General features: G+C 76.5%; 8 protein-coding genes. 7 read left to right on the top strand and 1 reads right to left on the bottom strand.

Features of this window, described 5'->3' with window-relative positions; all coding sequences use genetic code 11:
- Positions 1-61: 61 nt before the first annotated feature.
- The 6 genes from AB0F71_RS23665 to AB0F71_RS23640 all read left to right on the top strand — a co-directional run bounded on the left by AB0F71_RS23665 (position 62) and on the right by AB0F71_RS23640 (position 5816).
- A complete protein-coding gene (locus AB0F71_RS23665; protein ID WP_360237723.1) occupies positions 62-1627 on the top strand; it encodes an amino acid adenylation domain-containing protein in 1566 nt (521 codons plus the stop codon).
- Positions 1628-1644: 17 nt separating this feature from the next.
- The gene (locus tag AB0F71_RS23660; protein ID WP_360237721.1) at positions 1645-1878 is read left to right on the top strand and encodes a phosphopantetheine-binding protein; all 234 of its coding nucleotides are present in this window, start codon (positions 1645-1647) and stop codon (positions 1876-1878) included.
- On the top strand, positions 1875-3194 hold the full coding sequence (locus AB0F71_RS23655) for an FAD-dependent oxidoreductase (RefSeq protein ID WP_360237719.1): 1320 nt from the start codon (positions 1875-1877) through the stop codon (positions 3192-3194). Before AB0F71_RS23660 ends, AB0F71_RS23655 begins: the two co-directional genes overlap by 4 nt.
- A 110-nt stretch (positions 3195-3304) precedes the next feature.
- On the top strand, positions 3305-3775 hold the full coding sequence (paaI, locus tag AB0F71_RS23650) for a hydroxyphenylacetyl-CoA thioesterase PaaI (RefSeq protein ID WP_360237718.1): 471 nt from the start codon (positions 3305-3307) through the stop codon (positions 3773-3775).
- The gene (locus AB0F71_RS23645; RefSeq protein ID WP_360237716.1) at positions 3772-4455 is read left to right on the top strand and encodes a TIGR03086 family metal-binding protein; all 684 of its coding nucleotides are present in this window, start codon (positions 3772-3774) and stop codon (positions 4453-4455) included. Before paaI ends, AB0F71_RS23645 begins: the two co-directional genes overlap by 4 nt.
- The gene (locus tag AB0F71_RS23640; protein ID WP_360237714.1) at positions 4452-5816 is read left to right on the top strand and encodes an MFS transporter; all 1365 of its coding nucleotides are present in this window, start codon (positions 4452-4454) and stop codon (positions 5814-5816) included. The genes AB0F71_RS23645 and AB0F71_RS23640 overlap by 4 nt, the downstream gene beginning before the upstream one ends.
- On the opposite strand, the gene AB0F71_RS23635 is transcribed toward AB0F71_RS23640, so the two are convergent.
- A complete protein-coding gene (locus AB0F71_RS23635) occupies positions 5777-6742 on the bottom strand; it encodes a LysR substrate-binding domain-containing protein (protein WP_360237712.1) in 966 nt (321 codons plus the stop codon). The two genes, AB0F71_RS23640 and AB0F71_RS23635, sit on opposite strands and share 40 nt — an antisense overlap.
- 474 nt (positions 6743-7216) lie before the next feature.
- Between AB0F71_RS23635 and AB0F71_RS23630 the strand changes: the two genes are divergently transcribed.
- Positions 7217-16687 carry a type I polyketide synthase gene (locus tag AB0F71_RS23630; RefSeq protein WP_360237710.1) on the top strand — a complete coding sequence of 3157 codons (9471 nt, stop codon included), beginning with the start codon at positions 7217-7219 and terminating at the stop codon, positions 16685-16687.
- Positions 16688-16693: the final 6 nt, after the last annotated feature.

The raw sequence follows: 16693 nt of genomic DNA, 5'->3' as shown, positions 1-16693 counted from the left end.
GGAGCGCGGCTCCCCCCGTCCACGTCCCCGTCCCCGTCCACGTCTACCTGAGGTGCTTCCCATGACTGACGACAACCGGCCGGCCGGGTACGACCCGGCCGAGGTGGACGTCCTGCGCCGGTTCCTGCTGACCGCCCGGCGCGACCCGGACGCCGTCGCCGTGATCGACGACACGTCGACCGTGAGCTACGGCGAACTGGAGCTGCGGGTACGGCGGATCGCCGCCCGGCTCGGCCCGGACTGCGGCACGGTGGCCGTGCTGACCTCCCGCTCCGCGGACACCGTGGCGGCGCTGCTCGGCGTGCTCGCGGCCGGCGGCACCTACTGCCCGATCGACCCCGCGTTCCCGCTGGAGCGCAAGACCGCGCTGCTGGCGGCCGCCGGGGTGCGCAGCGCGATCGCCGCGGACCCCGGGCGGCTGCCCGCCGGGGTGCCGGTGCTGGACCCGTCCGAGGCCGTGGGCACCGAGCAGCCCGAGGCCTTCCCGGCCGGCTGGCTGCCCGAGCCCGATCCGGCCGCCCCCGCCTACCTGCTGTTCACCTCGGGCTCCACCGGGCAGCCCAAGCCGGTGGTCACCCCGCGGCGGGCGATCGGCGCCTCGGTCGCCTCGCTGGCCACCCTGTTCGCGGTCGCCCCCGGCGACCGGGTGCTCCAGTTCGCCTCGCTCAACTGGGACACCTGCTTCGAGGAGATCCTGCCCGCGCTCACCGTCGGCGCCACCCTGGTCTTCGACGCGGACGCCTACTCGGCCTCCTTCCCGCGCTTCCTGCGGATGGTCGAGCGGCACCGGATCACCCTGGTGGACCTGCCCACGGCGTTCTGGCACGAGTTCGTCAACCACCTGACCGAGGAACGGGACCTGACCGAGGAGCGGGCCGCCCTGCCGGAGAGCCTGCGCACCGTCGTCATCGGCGGCGAGGCGGCCCGGCCGGCCCGGATCGACGACTGGTGCGCGCTGCCGGGTGCCGACGCGGTCCGCCTGGTCAACACCTACGGGTGCACCGAGACCACCCTGGTCACCCACGCGATCGACCTGCACGGACCGTTCGCCGCCCCGGCCCTCGCCCCGGAGGCCGGCCGGGTCGTCCCGATCGGCCGGGCGCTGCCGCACGTCCGGGAGCAGCTCAGCGAGGAGGGCGAACTGCTGATCGGCGGGGACGGGCTGGCGCTCGGCTACCGGGGCCTGCCGGAGGTCACCGCGGAGCGGTTCGCCGAACTCGACCTGCCCGGTGCGCCGGGGCGCTACTTCCGCACCGGCGACCGGGTCCGCCGGGAGCCGGACGGCGTCCTCGTCCACCAGGGCCGCCTCGACGACGAGCTCAAGGTCCGCGGCATCCGGGTCAGCCCGGGCGAGGTCGAGGCCCAGATCTGCGCCCACCCGGACGTGGCGGCCGCCGCCGCCACCGGCGCCGCGCTGGGCGACCACACCGTCCTGGTCGCCTATGTGACACCCCGTCCGCACGCCGACACCGACACCCTCGCGGCCGGGCTCGCCCGCTACCTGCGCCAGTCGGGGCCGAGCCACCTCGTACCGTCCCGGATCACCGTGGTGCCCGAACTCGTCCTCACCGCGAGCGGCAAGGTCGACCGGCGCCGGACCCACCAGATGTACGCCACCAGCAACTGAAGCCAAGGAGAACGACCGTGTCCACCGTTGGTACCGTCGACAGCGTGATCGGCATCTTCGGCCGGGTCCTGGAATCCGACCAGGTGACCGCCGACTCGGACTTCTTCGACCTGGGCGGGGACTCCCTGCTCGCCACCCGGGTGCTCAGCGGGGTCGCCCGCGAGTTCGGCGCGGAGTTCGGCATCGCCGAGTTCATCGACGCCCCGACCCCGGCCGCCCTGGCCAAGCTGATCGAAGGTGCGGCCCGATGAGCGTCATCGTCGTCGGCGCCGGCCTGGCCGGGCTCACCGCCGCCACCGAACTCGCCGACAGAGGCGTCGAAGTGACCGTCCTGGAGGCCCGCGACCGGGTCGGCGGCCGCACCCACGGCATCGAGGTCGCCCCCGGCCAGTGGGCCGACGCGGGCGCCGCCTACCTCGGCGAGCGCCACACCGAGCTCAAGGCGCTGATCGAGCGGCTCGGCCTGGCCACCGCGCCCACCACCATGCTCGGCCAGAGCCGGTTCTCCCTGGGCGGCGACCCGGAGAGCACCGACGGCCGCTTCCCGCCGCTCAGCCCGATCGCCCTCGGCGAGATGTTCGACCTGCTGGACGAGGTCACCAAGGCGGTCCGCGCGGACGCCCCGCACCTCACCCCGGACGCGGAGCGGCTGGACCGGCTCACCGTGGCCGAGTGGGTCGAGCAGAACGTCCAGCACCCCGACGCCAAGCTGTTCTTCCCGCTGTTCCTCGGCGAGATGATGGCCGCCGACCCGGCCGACGTGTCGGTGCTGCACATGGCCTTCTACCTGAACTCCGGCGGAGGCATCCGCTACCTCAACGCCTTCCAGGGCGGCGCCCAGGAGGAGCGGGTCGACGGCGGTGCGCACCGGCTGAGCGAGCTGCTGGCGGAGAAGCTCGGCGACCGGGTGCTGCTCTCCCGGCCGGTGCGCCTGGTCGAGCAGATCGGCGACCGGGTCCGGGTCCACACCGACCAGGGCGTGCACGAGGGCGACAGCGTGGTCATCGCGCTGCCGCCGCTGCTGGCCGACACCATCGAGTTCCGGCCCGGGCTGCCCGCGCCGCGGTCGAGCTCGGCCACCGCCCGGGGCTGCGCCGTCAAGGTCCACCTGATCCACCCCAAGCCGCTCTGGCGCGACCACGGGCTGTCCGGCTGGTCGGTCAGCTCCGACGGGCCGCTGCTGTCCACCGTGGACGACTCGCCCCCCGGTGAGGGCGTCGGCATCCTGACCGGCTTCGTCACCGGCAGCGAGGCCCGGACCTTCGCGGCGCTGCCCGCCGAGGAGCAGCGCAGCGCCGTCCTGGCCCAGGCCCGGCGGCTGTTCCCGCAGCTGCCCGAGCCGATCGGCTACCACGTCACCGACTGGATCAACGAGGAGTACAGCCGCGGCTGCTACGCCGCGCTGTTCGGGCCGGGCGACTGGCTGGCCCAGGGCCCGCAGCTGACCGAGCCGTTCGGCCGGGTGCACTGGGCCGGCACCGAGACCAGCACCGAGTTCTTCGGGCTGATGGAGGGCGCGATCCGCTCGGGCCTGCGGGCGGCGGAGGAGATCGCTCCGGTCGACTGACCGGCCCCGAGCGACTGATATATCGTCACATCGCCGTGGTGGGTGCCGGTACCGATCGCGGTACCGGCACCCACCCGTGCCCAGGACCCGACAGCCCCAGGAGCCCACCCATGACCAGTGATTCGGCGGCGTCGGAGGCGGAGGCCACCGCCCGGCGCTGCGCGGAGGCCATGTACGCCGACGACCGGACGTGCCAGGCGCTCGGCATCACCATCGACCAGGTCGGCCCCGGCCGCGCCACCGCCCGCCTCAAGCTCGCCGACACCATGGTGAACGGCCACGGCACGGCGCACGGCGGATACCTGTTCCTGCTCGCCGACGCGGCCTTCGCCTACGCCTGCAACACCCACGGTGTCCCCACCGTGGCCCAGGCGGCCCAGGTGACCTTCCTGCGCCCGGCCTCGGCCGGGGACGAGCTGGCCGCCGAGGCGGTGGAGCGCTCCCGGTTCGGCCGCAGCGGGATCTACGACGTCACGGTGCGCCGGGCGGACGGCAAGGTGATCGCCGAGTTCCGCGGCCAGAGCCAGTCGCTGCCCGGCCAGCCCGTCTCCTCCTCCCGCCCGCAGTCGAAGGACCGGTGATCCCCATCAACACCACACCCGACATCCGGCCCTGGGACCGGCGGGCGCTCCAGGTCACCGAGGAGATCATCGACCGGGTCGGGGCCGAGGACCTCGACCGGCCGACCCCCTGCTCGGAGTGGACGCTGCACAAGCTGCTGGCCCACATGATCGGCCAGAACCACGGCTTCGCCGCCGCCGCCGAAGGCGTGCGGACCGAGCGCGCCGACTGGGCGGACCGCGAGTTCGGCGACGACTGGGCCGGCGCCTTCCGGGCCTCCTCGGCCCGGGTGAGCCGGGCCTTCGCCCGGGAGGGCGTGCTGGACGGCGAGTTCTGGCTGCCCGAGGTGCGCGGCGGACAGATGTTCCCGGCCCGTACGGCGATCGGCTTCCACTTCGTCGACTACGTGGTGCACGGGTGGGACGTGGCCGCCGCGATCGGGGTGCCCGCCGGGTTCGAGCCCGAGCTGCTCGACGCGGTGCTCCCGTACGTCGAGGAGGTGCCGGACGGGAGCAACCGGCTCCAGCCCGGGTCCTCCTTCCGGCCGGGGCTGCCCACCGGCAGCACCGACCGGCTGGACCGGATCCTGGCGATGCTCGGACGCTCGCCCCGCTGGCCGGCCGAGCCGGGCGACGCGGCCGGAGCGGGTGCACCGCTCTCCGGCGCAGCGGAGCCGGGGGAGCCGGGCGCCGGGGCGTGACCCGCGCGCGCGACCTCCCGCTGCTGCTGGCCGCCACCTTCGCCGTCTTCTCCGACTACGCGCCGCTGCTCTCGGTGGTGCCGCTCTGGTCCGCGACCGGGGGCTCCTCGGGCGTCGGCGCCGGGGCGGCCACCGGGGTGACCATGGGTGCGGGCATCCTGGTGCAGCTGTGCATGGGCCGGCTGGTCCGGGTGCTCGGCCTGCGCCGGCTGCTGATCACCGGCTCCCTGCTGCTCAGCCTGCCGACGGCGGCCTACCTGCTGTCGCCCGCGTTGGGGTGGGTGCTGGCCGTCTCGGCCGTCCGGGGCGCGGGGTTCGGCATGGCCGCCGTGGCGGGCAGCGCGCTGGCCGCCGAACTGGCCCCGCCGGGCCGGCGGGCCTCGGTGGTCGGCTGGTACGGGGCCGCGGCGGGGCTCCCGCAGGTGATCTGCCTGCCGCTGGGGGTGTGGTGCGCGCAGACCTTCGGCTTCCCGGCGGTGTTCCTGGGTGCGACGGTGCTGGGCGGGCTCGCGGTACCGCTCGCCTGGGCGCTGGTGGTGCCATCCGCGGCGCCGGCGCGCGGGCCGGCCGTGGAGCCTGCTGCGGTGGAGGCCTTGGTGGAGGCGTCTGCGGGGGAGGCCTCCGTGGTGGAGGCGTCCGTGCTGCCGCCGACGGCTCCGCCGCACCCGTCGGCCGGCGGATTCGCGCCGCTGGTCGGCCTGTTGGCGCTGCTGGCCGCGAGCGCGGCCGCGGTGGGCGGCGTCACCTCGTTCGTGGCCTTCGCGCTGCCGGCCCCGGGAGCGGCGGCGGTGGTGCTGTTCGCACTGTCCGCCGCCATGATCCTGGGCCGGCTGGCGGCGGGCGGGCTCGCCGACCGGATCGGCGAGGGCCGCACGCTGGTCCCGGCGGTGATCGCGGCGGCCCTCGGCACGGGCGGCATCGCCGCGGCGGTGCTGCTCACCGCTGCGGCGACGGTCCCGGCGGCCCTGGCGGCCGTGCTCTGCGGAGCGGGGTTCGGGGCGCTGCAGAACGAGACCCTGGTGCTGGTGTTCGCCCGGACCGGACCGGCCCGCCGTGGCATGGCCAGCACCGCCTGGAACATGGCGTACGACGTGGGCACCGGGGCCGGCTCCCTGCTGGTCGGTGTCGCCTCCCGGCTGGTCGGGGTCGGTGGGGCCTTCCTGCTGTCGGCCGCGGTGGTGGCCGCGGTCCTGCCGGGGGCGTGGGCGCGGCCGAAACCGGGGGAGTCGCAGCCCGGCCAGGAGCAGCCCGGTCAGCGGCAGCCGGGTCAGCAGCAGCCCGGTGAGCAACAGCCGGGCCCGTCCGGCCCGCCGCAGCCCGGTCAGACCGGCGCGGGGACCGGGACCCGTCGGCGGACCTGACCCGGAACGGTGGCCTCCGCCATCCGGGCCGCGCAGTCCGCGATCGCCCGGATCCGGGCGTTCTCCTCGGCGGTGCGCCAGATCAGCGCCACCGGCGCCGGTGGCAGGTCGTGGATCCGGACGAACGCCACGTCCGGCTGGGCGTAGTAGCGGGCCACCGACTCCGCCAGCGGCGCCACCCCCTTCCCGGCGGCCACCAGGGACAGGATCTCCTGGCAGGTCTGCACCTCCTGCCCCCGGCGCAGCACGTGCCCGGCGGGCGTGGCCAGCGGCAGGTGGAAGTCCCGCCAGTAGTCGGGTGCGGTGTTGGCCAGCGCGAACACCGTCTCGTGCGCGATCTCCTCGATCGAGATCGACTGCCGCTCGGCGACCGGGTGGTCCAGGGCGACCGCCAGCATCCGCGACTCCAGGCCGATGACCGGCCCCACCGTGATGTCCGGCTCCTCGATCGGCAGCCGCGCCACCAGCGCGTCCACCTCGCCCCGGCGCAGCGGGCCGAGCAGGTCGCTGCACGCCACCTCGTGCAGGGTGATGTCGCACTCCGGGGCGTACGCCTGCCCGGCGCGTATCAGGCCCGCCGCGTACGACCCGCCGGCCGCGCCGGTGAAGCCCAGCCGCAGCTGTCCGTCGACGCCGCAGGCCTGGGCCACCGTCTCGGAGTACACGGCGGTCATCTCCTGGTAGAGCGGCCGCAACCGGTCGACCAGGCCCACCCCCAGTCTGGTCAGCCTGACTTGACGGCTGGTCCGTTCGAACAGCTGGCCGCCGATGCGCTGCTCCACGTCCCGCAGCGTCTGGCTGACCCTGGACTGCGACACGCGCAGTCTCCTGGCGGCCTGCCCGAAGTGCAGTTCCTCTCCGAGCGTCAACAGTGTCCGTACCTCCCGCAGGTCCAGCACCGGAACCGACCCCTCCCGAATAGACATGTCTGCCTCAACAGAACGCACGGTCCTTACAATGCCGCATGACCAGCCGCTTGTTCGGGTAATCCCCAGTCTCCCGAACTCGGAGGCTCCGGTCCACGCAGTGGCCGGATTCGTACGGTGGCGGTCGACTCCCGGTGCGGCGGGCGAGCGCCCGGGCGGCCTCCCGGCGTGACCGGCGTCACGGACGGTGCGGGGCGGCGGAGTGTCCGGAGATCCCGACCTGACGGCCCGAGTGCGTCCATTCCTGACGGTCCCGATACTCGATGAGGTGTTGACGCGACTAAGGACGCTGATACTGTGTCGATCACGCAGACAGCTCAGGGGTGCATGCCGACTACGGGGAACGGGTCGGCGGGGGCCGGAGCTGGACCGGGTGACGGTGCATCAGGCCACTTGAGGGAGTGGCCCGTTGTGCCGTGCCCGGTCGCCTGCGGTCCGATTGTCCGGGTTCACGGGGGTGCATCGATGCAGGGCATGGCTGGGCGCGAAGCGGACGGTCTCCCGCCCCGGGCGGTCGCGGTGGTCGGGATCGGCTGCCGCTTCCCACAGGCGGACGGGCCGGAGGCGTTCTGGCGGCTGCTGCGGGCCGGCGGTGACGCCGTCACCGAGCGCCCCGGCGACCGGGGGCCGGCCCGCGGCGGCTTCCTCGACCGGGTGGACGGCTTCGACCCGGAGTTCTTCGGCATCTCCCGCCGCGAGGCCGTCGCGATGGACCCGCAGCAGCGGTTGGCGCTCGAACTGGCCTGGGAGGCCCTGGAGGACGCCAGGACCGGACCGGCCGGGCTCGCCGGCAGCCGGACCGGAGTCTTCCTCGGCGTGATCGCCGACGACTACGCCACGCTGCTGCACGGCCTCGGCCCCGACGCGGTCACCGGGCACACCCTGACCGGACTGCAACGCGGGGTGACCGCCAACCGGATCTCCTACGCGCTGGGCCTGCACGGGCCGAGCCTGGTGGTGGACACCGGACAGTCCTCCTCGCTGACCGCCGTGCACCTGGCCTGCGCCAGCCTGCGCAGCGGCGAGTCCGAACTCGCCCTGGCCGGCGGGGTGAGCCTGATCCTGGCGCCGCAGAGCACCCTGGCCCTGGAGCGGGCCGGGACGCTCTCGCCCGCCGGGCGCTGCCACACCTTCGACGCCCGCGCCGACGGCTACGTCCGCGGTGAGGGCGGCGGGGTGGTCGTCCTCAAGCTGCTGGAGGCCGCCGTCCGGGACGGCGACCGGATCCACGCCGTCATCCGCGGCAGCGCGCTGAACAACGACGGGGCCACCGAGACGCTGCCCACCCCCGGCCGGGAGTCGCAGCGGCGGGTGCTGCTCGCGGCCTGCGCCGACGCGGGCGTCGAGCCGGGCGAGGTCCAGTACGTCGAACTGCACGGCTCGGGCACCCGGGCCGGGGACCCGGTCGAGGCCGCCGCGCTCGGCGCGGCACTCGGCACCGCCCGGGCGGCGGGCGAACCCCTGCTGGTCGGATCGGTCAAGACCAACATCGGCCACCTGGAGGGCGCGGCCGGGATCGCCGGGTTCATCAAGGCCGTGCTGTGCGTCGGCGCGCGCGAACTGGTACCAAGCCTGAACCACACCGGGTCCGGCGGGCGGATCCCGCTGGACGAGCTCAACCTGGCGGTCAACACCGGGCTCCGGGACTGGCCGGCGCCGGAGCGGCCGCTGCTCGCCGGGGTCAGCTCCTTCGGCATCGGCGGTACCAACTGCCACGTGCTGCTGGCCGACTGGCGCGCGGGCGGGCCCGCACCGGCGGGCGGCCGGGGCGCGGCCGGGGCGCTGCCCTGGGTGCTCTCGGGGCGGGACGACGGCGCGCTGCGGGACCAGGCGGAGCGGCTGCGGGCCCGGGTGACGGAGCGTCCGGAGCTCGAACCGGCCGCGGTGGGCCGCTCGCTCGCCGTCACCCGCAGCACCTTCGAACAGCGCTGCGTGGTCGTCGCGGACGACCGGGCGGCCTTCCTCGCCGCCCTGGCGGCACGGGCGGCCGGGCAGCCGTCGGCGGCCGTGATCGAGGGGCGGCACGACGGGCCGCCGGTCCGCCCGGTCTTCGTCTTCCCCGGCCAGGGCTCCCAGTGGGCGGGCATGGCGGCGGAGCTGCTCGACGACTCGCCGGTCTTCGCCGAGCGGATCGAGGCCTGCGCGCAGGCCCTCCGCCCCTACGTGGACTGGTCGTTGACCGAGGTGCTGCGCGGCGCCGAGGGCGCGCCGGCCCTGGCGGGCGACGAGGTGATCCAGCCCGCGCTGTGGGCGGTGATGGTGTCGCTGGCCGCGCTGTGGCGCTCGGCCGGGGTGGAGCCCGCCGCCGTGGTGGCCCACTCCCAGGGCGAGATCGCCGCGGCCACCGCGGTGGGCGCGCTGTCGCTGGCGGACGGCGCCCGGATCGTCGCGCTGCGCAGCCGGCTGCTGAACCGGATCGCCGGCCGGGGCGGACTGCTGTCCGTCGAACTGCCGGCCGGGGAGGTCGAGTCGGACCTCGCGGCGGTGGACCGGGCGCTGTCGGTCGCGGCCGTCAACGGCCCCGCGCACACCGTGGTCGCCGGCCCGGCCGCTGCGCTCGACGCGCTGGCCGCCCACTACGGGCCGCGGGTGCGGACCCGTCGGGTGCCGATCGACTACGCCTCGCACAGCGCGGCCGTCGAGGAGCTGCGGGAGGAGCTGCTCACCGCCTTCGCCGGGATCGCCCCGCGCGCCGTCGACGTGCCGTTCCACTCCACCGTCACGGCGGCGCCGGTGGACACCGCGGAGCTGGACGCCCGCTACTGGTACCGCAACCTGCGCGAGCCGGTGCGCTTCGGGCCGGCCGTCGAGCAGCTGCTGGACGCGGGCCACACCGCCTTCCTGGAGATCAGCCCGCACCCGGTGCTGGCGCTGGGCATCCGGCAGGCGATCGACGCGCGCGGCGGCGCGGGCGCGGTGCTCGGCACCCTCCGGCGCGGGCGCGGGGACCGGCGCCGCTTCCTCACGGCGGCGGCCGAGGCCTTCGTCCGGGGCGTCGCGGTGGACTGGGCGGCGCTGCTGCCCGGCTCGGTGCCGCTGGTCGACCTTCCCACGTACCCGTTCCAGCGGCGCTCCTGCTGGCCGGCCGGGCTGCCGGGGGCGACGCCCGGGGTGGGAACTGCCGTGGCGGAGGCGGAAGTTCGGCCCGCCGTGCTCCAGGCCGCGCCCGCCGTACCGCAGGTTCCCGTCGCCCCGCAGGTGCCCGCCGTACCGCAGGCCCCCGCCGTGGACCAGCGGGCGCTGCTGGAGCTGGTCCGCAGCCACACCGCCGTGGTGCTGGACGCCGGTTCGGCCGCCGAGGTCCGGCCCGGCCGGACCTTCCGGGAACTGGGCCTGGACTCCGCCATGGCGCTCGAACTGCGCGACCGGCTGTCGGCCGCGACCGGCCTGACGCTGGAGAGCACCGTCCTGTACGACCACCCGAGCCCGCTCGCCCTGGCCGCCGCGATCGGGGCGCTCCGGCCCGGCCCGGCGCCGGTCGAGCAGCCCCCGGCACCGGCCGCAACCGGAGCGCCGGAGCCGGACGGTGCGTCGGAGCCGGACGTGACCCGTGCGTCGGAGCCGGACAGCGCGTCGGAGCCCGACAGAGCGCCGGAGTCGGACGAGGACGACCCCGTGGTGATCGTCGGCATGGCCTGCCGCTACCCCGGCGGGGTGCGCTCGCCCGAGGACCTGTGGCGCCTGGTCGACGCCGGGACGGACGCCACCGGGGACTTCCCGGAGGACCGCGGCTGGGACCTGGCCGCACTGTTCCACCCGGACCAGGAGCGGACCGGCACCTCGTACGTCCGCCGCGGCGGCTTCGTCCGGGACGCGCCGGACTTCGACGCGGAGTTCTTCGGGATCAGCCCCCGCGAGGCACTCGCCATGGACCCGCAGCAGCGGATCCTGCTGGAGGTCGCCTGGGAGGCGCTGGAGCGCGCCGGGATCGACCCGACGGCGCTGGCGGGCAGCCGGACCGGCGTGTTCGCCGGGGCGATGCACGCCGACTACGGGCCCGGCATGGAGGCGGCCGGCCCCGGCGTCGCCGGGCACCTGCTGACCGGCACCAGCGTGAGCGTGGTCTCCGGCCGGATCGCTTACCTGCTCGGCCTGAACGGACCCGCGCTGACCGTGGACACCGCCTGCTCGGCCTCGCTGGTGGCGCTGCACCAGGCGGTGCGCTCGGTGCGCTCCGGGGAGTGCACGCTCGCCCTGGCCGGCGGCGTCACCGTGATGGCCACCCCCGGCATGTTCGTGGAGCTCTCCCGCCAGCGGGTGCTGGCCGCCGACGGCCGCTGCAAGGCGTTCTCCGCGCAGGCGGACGGCACCGGCTGGGGCGAGGGCGCCGGCATGGTGGTGATCGAGCGGCTCTCCGCCGCCCGCCGCCACGGCCACCCGGTGCTGGCGGTCGTCGCGGGCAGCGCCGTCAACTCCGACGGCGCCTCCAACGGGCTGTCCGCGCCGAACGGCCTCGCCCAGCAGCGCGTCATCCAGGACGCCCTCGCCGACGCCGGGCTCGCCCCGCGGCAGGTCGACGCCGTCGAGGCGCACGGCACCGGCACCGCCCTGGGTGACCCGATCGAGGCGAACGCCCTGCTGGCCACCTACGGGCAGGACCGGGCGGGGCAGCGGCCGCTCTGGCTGGGCTCGCTCAAGTCCAACATCGGGCACGCCCAGGCGGCGGCCGGTATCGGCGGCGTGATCAAGATGGTGCAGGCGATCCGGCACGCCACCCTGCCCGCGACCCTGCACGTCGACCGGCCGTCCCCGCACGTGGACTGGACGGCCGGGGCGGTGGCCCTGCTCGACCGGGCCCGGCCCTGGCCGCAGACCGGCGGGCCCCGGCGCGGCGGCGTCTCCTCCTTCGGGATCAGCGGCACCAACGCGCACGTCATCCTCGCCGAGCCGCCCGTCGTCGCGGCCGGGACGGCGGACACGGCGGACACGGCGGACGCGCCGGGGACGGCGGAGCGGCCGCAGCGCCCGCCCATGGTGCCCGTGGTGCTGTCGGCCCGCACCCCCGAGGCGCTGCGCGAGCAGGCCCGGCGGCTGGCCGCCGCCCCGCTCGACCCGACCGCGGCCGCACCGGCCCTGACCGCCCGTACCGCCTTCGACGAGCGCGCCGTGGTGATCGCCGCCGACCGCGCGGAGGCCGACCGGGCGCTGGACGCCCTGGCCCGCGGCGAGGAGCACCGCGCCGTCGTCACCGGCCGGGCCGGTGAGCCCGGGCGGACCGTCCTGGTCTTCCCCGGCCAGGGCGGCCAGTGGCAGGGGATGGCGGCGGCGCTCGCCGCCGAGAGCCCGGTCTTCGCGGCCCGGCTGGCCGAGTGCGAGCGGGCGCTCGCGCCGTACGTGGACTGGTCGTTGGCCGACGTCCTGGCCGGGGCGCCGCTGCTGGACCGGATCGACGTGGTGCAGCCCGCGCTGTGGGCCGTGATGGTGTCGCTGGCCGAACTGTGGCGCTCCGCCGGGGTCCTCCCGGACGCCGTGGTCGGCCACTCCCAGGGCGAGATCGCCGCCGCCGTGGTGGCCGGGGCGCTCTCGCTGGAGGACGGCGCCCGCGCCATCGCGCTGCGCAGCAGCGTGGCGATCGAGCTGATGGGCAAGGGCGCGATGGCCGTCGTCCCGCTGCCCGCGGCGCGGGTGCGGGAACGGCTCGTCGAACCGCTGGCCGTAGCCGCGATCAACGGCCCCGGCAGTACGGCGGTGGCCGGGCCGCCGGCGGCGATCGCCGAACTGGTCGACGGCTACCGGGCCGAGGGCGTCGAGGCCCGGGTGATCCCGGCCGCCTTCGCCTCGCACTGCCCGGCGGTCGAACCGATCCGGGACCGGATCCTGGCCGGGCTGGCGCCGTTGGCCCCGCGCGGCGGCGGCACGGCGCTGATGTCCTCGGTCACCGCCGACTGGCAGGACGGCGCCGGGCTGGACGCCTCCTACTGGTACGCCAATCTGCGGCACACCGTGCGCTTCCAGGAGGCCGTCGAGGCGCTGATCGCCGCCGGCCACACCACCTTCGTCGAGGTCGGCCCGCACCCGGTGCTGGTCGGCAGCATCGGCCGGATCCTGGAGGAGGCCGGGGTCGAGGGGACGGTGACCGGCTCGCTGCGCCGCGAGGACGGCGGACTGCGCCGCTTCCTCACCTCCGCCGCCGAGGCCCACGTCCGGGGCCTGCCGGTCGCCTGGGACCGGCTCACCGGCCCCGGCACCGGCACCGCCGCCGACCGCCCCGAGCTGCCCACCTACCCCTTCCAGGGGCGCCGCTACTGGCTCACCGCCACCGCCGGACCGACCGGCACCGCCGACCTCGGCCAGGCCCCGGCCGACCACCCGCTGCTCGGCGCGGCCGTCGAACTCGGCGACGGCGAGACGGTGTTCACCGGACGGCTGGCCGTCCGCAGCCACCCCTGGCTGGCCGACCACGCCCTCGCCGGGACGGTCGTGCTGCCCGGCAGCGCCTTCCTGGACCTGGCCCTGCACGCGGGTGCCCGGTCCGGGGCCGCCCGGATCGAGGAACTGACCGTCACCGCACCGCTGGTGCTGCCCGCGGACGGCGCCGTCGACCTGCGGGTCCGGATCACCGGCGAGGACGGGGCCGGGCTGCGGACCTGCCGGATCTCCGGCCGGGCGACCGGCGGGGCGACCGGCGGGGAGTGGACCGAGCACGCTACCGGCACCCTCGCGGTCGCGAGCCCCGCCGCCGTACCCGCACCGGAGGCCGGGGAGTGGCCGCCGACCGGTGCCGTGCCGGTGCCGCCGGAGCGCGCGTACCAGGACCTCGCCCTGCACGGCCACGCCTACGGGCCGGTGTTCCAGGGGCTGCGGGCCGCCTGGCGGCGCGACGGCGAGCAGTTCGCCGAGGCCGTCCTGCCCGAGCCGGCCGCCGAGGCCGCCGGGGCCCACCAGCTGCACCCCGCCCTGCTCGACGCCGCCCTGCACGGGCTGATCGCCGAAGCGCTGGAGCGGCAGGGGCGGCGCACCCAGCCGCTGCGCTGGCGCGGCGTGTCGCTGACCGGCGGCGCCGGCCCGACGGCCCTGCGGGTGCACGCGGAGCCCGCCGGGGACGGCGGCTTCCGGCTGACCCTGCGGGACGCCTCGGGGGCCGCGGTGGGGCTGGTCGAGTCGGTGGAGCTGTGTCCGGTCGCGGAGACCGGCGGCTCGGTCGATCCCGAAGCCGCCGCGCGGGACTCGCTGTTCGCGCTGGGCTGGGAGCAACTGGCGCAGCCTGACGTTGAATTGACTGGACATCAGAAAGCCGTCCGCTGGGAGGACCTCGACCTGGAGGCGCTGTGCACGGCGGCCGAGCCGCCCGCGCACGTCCTGGTGGACTGTCCGGCGGGTGCGGACGGGACCGATCCGGCGACGGCGGCCCGTACCGTGACCCGTCGGACGCGGGACCTGCTCGGCCGCTGGCTGGCCGAGGAGCGGCTCGCCGGGGTCCGGCTGGTGCTGGTGACCCGTGGGGCGGTCGCCGTCCGGGACGGCGAGACCGTCCGGGACCTCGCCCAGGCGGCGGCCTGGGGGCTGGTGCGGACAGCCCAGGTCGAGCACCCGGGCCGGTTCGTCCTGGTCGACCTCGCCGCTGACCCGGCCGACCCGGCCGGTGCTGCCGGTGCGCCCGGTGCCGCCGGGGTTCCGGCCGCTGCCCTGACGCCTGAGGAGCACCAGCTGGCCGTCCGGGACGGTGCCGTCCTGGTGCCCAGGCTGCGATCCGCAGCGGGGGAGCGCGCGCTGACCGTACCGGCGGACGCGGCGGCCTGGCGGCTGGACCTGTCCCGGCCCGGCACCCTCGACGCCCTGGAGCTCCGCTCCTGCCCCGAGGCCGCCGCGGCACCGGGCCCCGGCCTGGTCCGGATCGCGGTCCGCGCCGCCGGGCTCACCTTCCACGACGTCCTGGGCGCGCTGGACCTGCACGCCGGGGAGCCGGGCCCGCTCGGGCTGGAGGGCGCGGGCGTGGTCACCGCGACCGGTCCCGGGGTCACCGGGCTGGCCGTCGGCGACCGGGTGATGGGCCTGTTCCCCGCCGCCTTCGGCACCGTCGCCCACGCCGACCACCGCACCCTGGTGCGGATCCCCGAGGGCTGGTCCTTCACCCGGGCCGCCGCCGTGCCGGTCGCCCACCTGGCCGCCCTGCACGCCCTGGTCGAACTGGGCGGGGTGCGCGCGGGCGACGCCGTGCTGATCCACGCCGGGGCGGGCGGCGTCGGCACGGCCGCCGTCCAACTCGCCCGGCACCTGGGCGCGGAGGTCTTCGCGACCGCCGCCCCCGCCAAGTGGCCCGCCCTGCGCGCCCTCGGGGTGGACGACGACCACCTGGCCTCCTCCCGGGAGCCCGGCTTCGGCGAGCGGTTCGCCGAACTCCCGTCCGGCGCACGGGGGATGGCGGTGGTGCTGAACTCGCTGACCGGGGAACTCGTCGACGAGTCGCTGCGGTCGCTGCGCCCGGGTGGCCTGCTGGTCGAACTCGGCCGGGCCGACCGGCGCGACCCCGCCGAGGTGGCCGCCGCCCACCCCGGCGCCCGCTACCGGGCGATGAACCTGCTGGAGCTGCCGCCCGAGCACCTCGGCCGGCTGCTGCGCCGGGTGGTCGAGCTGTTCGCCGAGGGCGCGTTCGGCCGGGCCCCGGTGACCGACCTGGACGTGCGGCGCGCCCCCGAGGCCTTCGGGCTGCTGAGCCGGGGCGGGCACGTCGGGAAGGTCGTGCTGACCGTGCCGCCGGTCCTCGACCCGGACGGGACCGTCCTGATCACCGGCGGGACGGGCGCCATCGGCCGGGCCCTCGCCCGGCACCTGGTCACCGCCCACGGCGCCCGGCGGCTGCTGCTGGCCGGACGGCGCGGCGCGGCGGCGCCCGGCGCGGCCGAACTCGCCGCCGAACTGGCGCAGTCGGGCGCCGAGGTGCGGTTCGCGGCGGTCGACGTCGCCGACCGGGCCGCGGTGGCCGCGATGATCGCCGCCGTCCCCGAGCGGCACCCGCTGACCGCGGTGGTGCACGCCGCGGGCGTGGTGGACGACGCCCCGATCACCTCGCTCACCCCCGACCGGATCGACCGGGTGATGCGGACCAAGGCCGACGGCGCCTGGCACCTGCACGAGTTGACCGCCGGCCACCCGCTCACCGCCTTCGTGCTGATCTCCTCGGTGATGGCGACGCTCGGCGGCGCCGGGCAGGGCGGCTACACCGCCGCCAACGCCTTCCTGGACGCGCTCGCCCGGCACCGCCGCACCCAGGGCCTGCCCGGGCTCGCCCTCGGCTGGGGCCTGTGGGACGACCCGGACGGCATGCTCGGCGGGCTGAGCGCCGCCGACCGCGCCCGCTTCGCCCGGGCCGGACTGGTCGCGATGGCACCCGAGCTGGGCCTCGCCCTGCTGGACGCGGCCCTGCCGTCCCCGCACGCTGCCCTGCTGCCCGCCCGGCTGGACCGGGCGGCGCTGCGCGAGCTCGGCGGCGAGCTGCCGCCGGTGCTGCGCGGGGTCCTGGCGGCCGCCGGAGCGCAGCGGCCGGGGCACGCCCCCGGGCGGCGGAACCGGCCGTTGCGGGAGGAGCTGGCCGGGCTGGGCGCCGACGAACGCGCCGAGCTGCTGGCCGAGCTGATCCGCACCCAGATGGCCGCCGTACTGGGCTGCCGTCCCGAGGCCGTCCCGGCCGACCGGCCGTTCGGCGAGCTCGGCTTCGACTCGCTCACCTCGGTCGAGTTCCGCAACCGGCTCGGCGCGGCGACCGAGGTCAAGCTGCCCGTCACCCTGCTGTTCGAGGCGCCGACGCTGCCGGAGCTGGTCGCGGTGCTGGACGCCGCGCTCGTACCGGCCGAGCCGATGGCAGCGGAGCCGGAGCCGGAGCCGGAGCCGCAGCCGGCAGCGGAGACGGCGGCGGACACGGCCGATCCGGCGGAGGACGTGACGGCGCTGATCGAGGCCGCCACCGCCGAGGAGCTGTTCGCCTTCATCGACCGTCAGCTCGCCTGACCCCTC

Source organism: Kitasatospora sp. NPDC028055, assembly GCF_040637885.1.
Taxonomy (GTDB): domain Bacteria; phylum Actinomycetota; class Actinomycetes; order Streptomycetales; family Streptomycetaceae; genus Kitasatospora.
Note: the sequence above shows the minus strand (reverse complement) of the source record. Positions and strands in the feature narration are given on the sequence as shown.

What these genes read in the sequence shown, in the direction of transcription:
- AB0F71_RS23665 (WP_360237723.1), top strand. Translation starts at nt 62, where the DNA reads ATGACTGACGACAACCGGCCGGCCGGGTACGACCCGGCCGAGGTGGAC.
- AB0F71_RS23655 (WP_360237719.1), top strand. Translation starts at nt 1,875, where the DNA reads ATGAGCGTCATCGTCGTCGGCGCCGGCCTGGCCGGGCTCACCGCCGCC.
- paaI (WP_360237718.1), top strand. Translation starts at nt 3,305, where the DNA reads ATGACCAGTGATTCGGCGGCGTCGGAGGCGGAGGCCACCGCCCGGCGC.
- AB0F71_RS23635 (WP_360237712.1), bottom strand. Translation starts at nt 6,742, where the DNA reads ATGTCTATTCGGGAGGGGTCGGTTCCGGTGCTGGACCTGCGGGAGGTA.
- AB0F71_RS23630 (WP_360237710.1), top strand. Translation starts at nt 7,217, where the DNA reads ATGGCTGGGCGCGAAGCGGACGGTCTCCCGCCCCGGGCGGTCGCGGTG.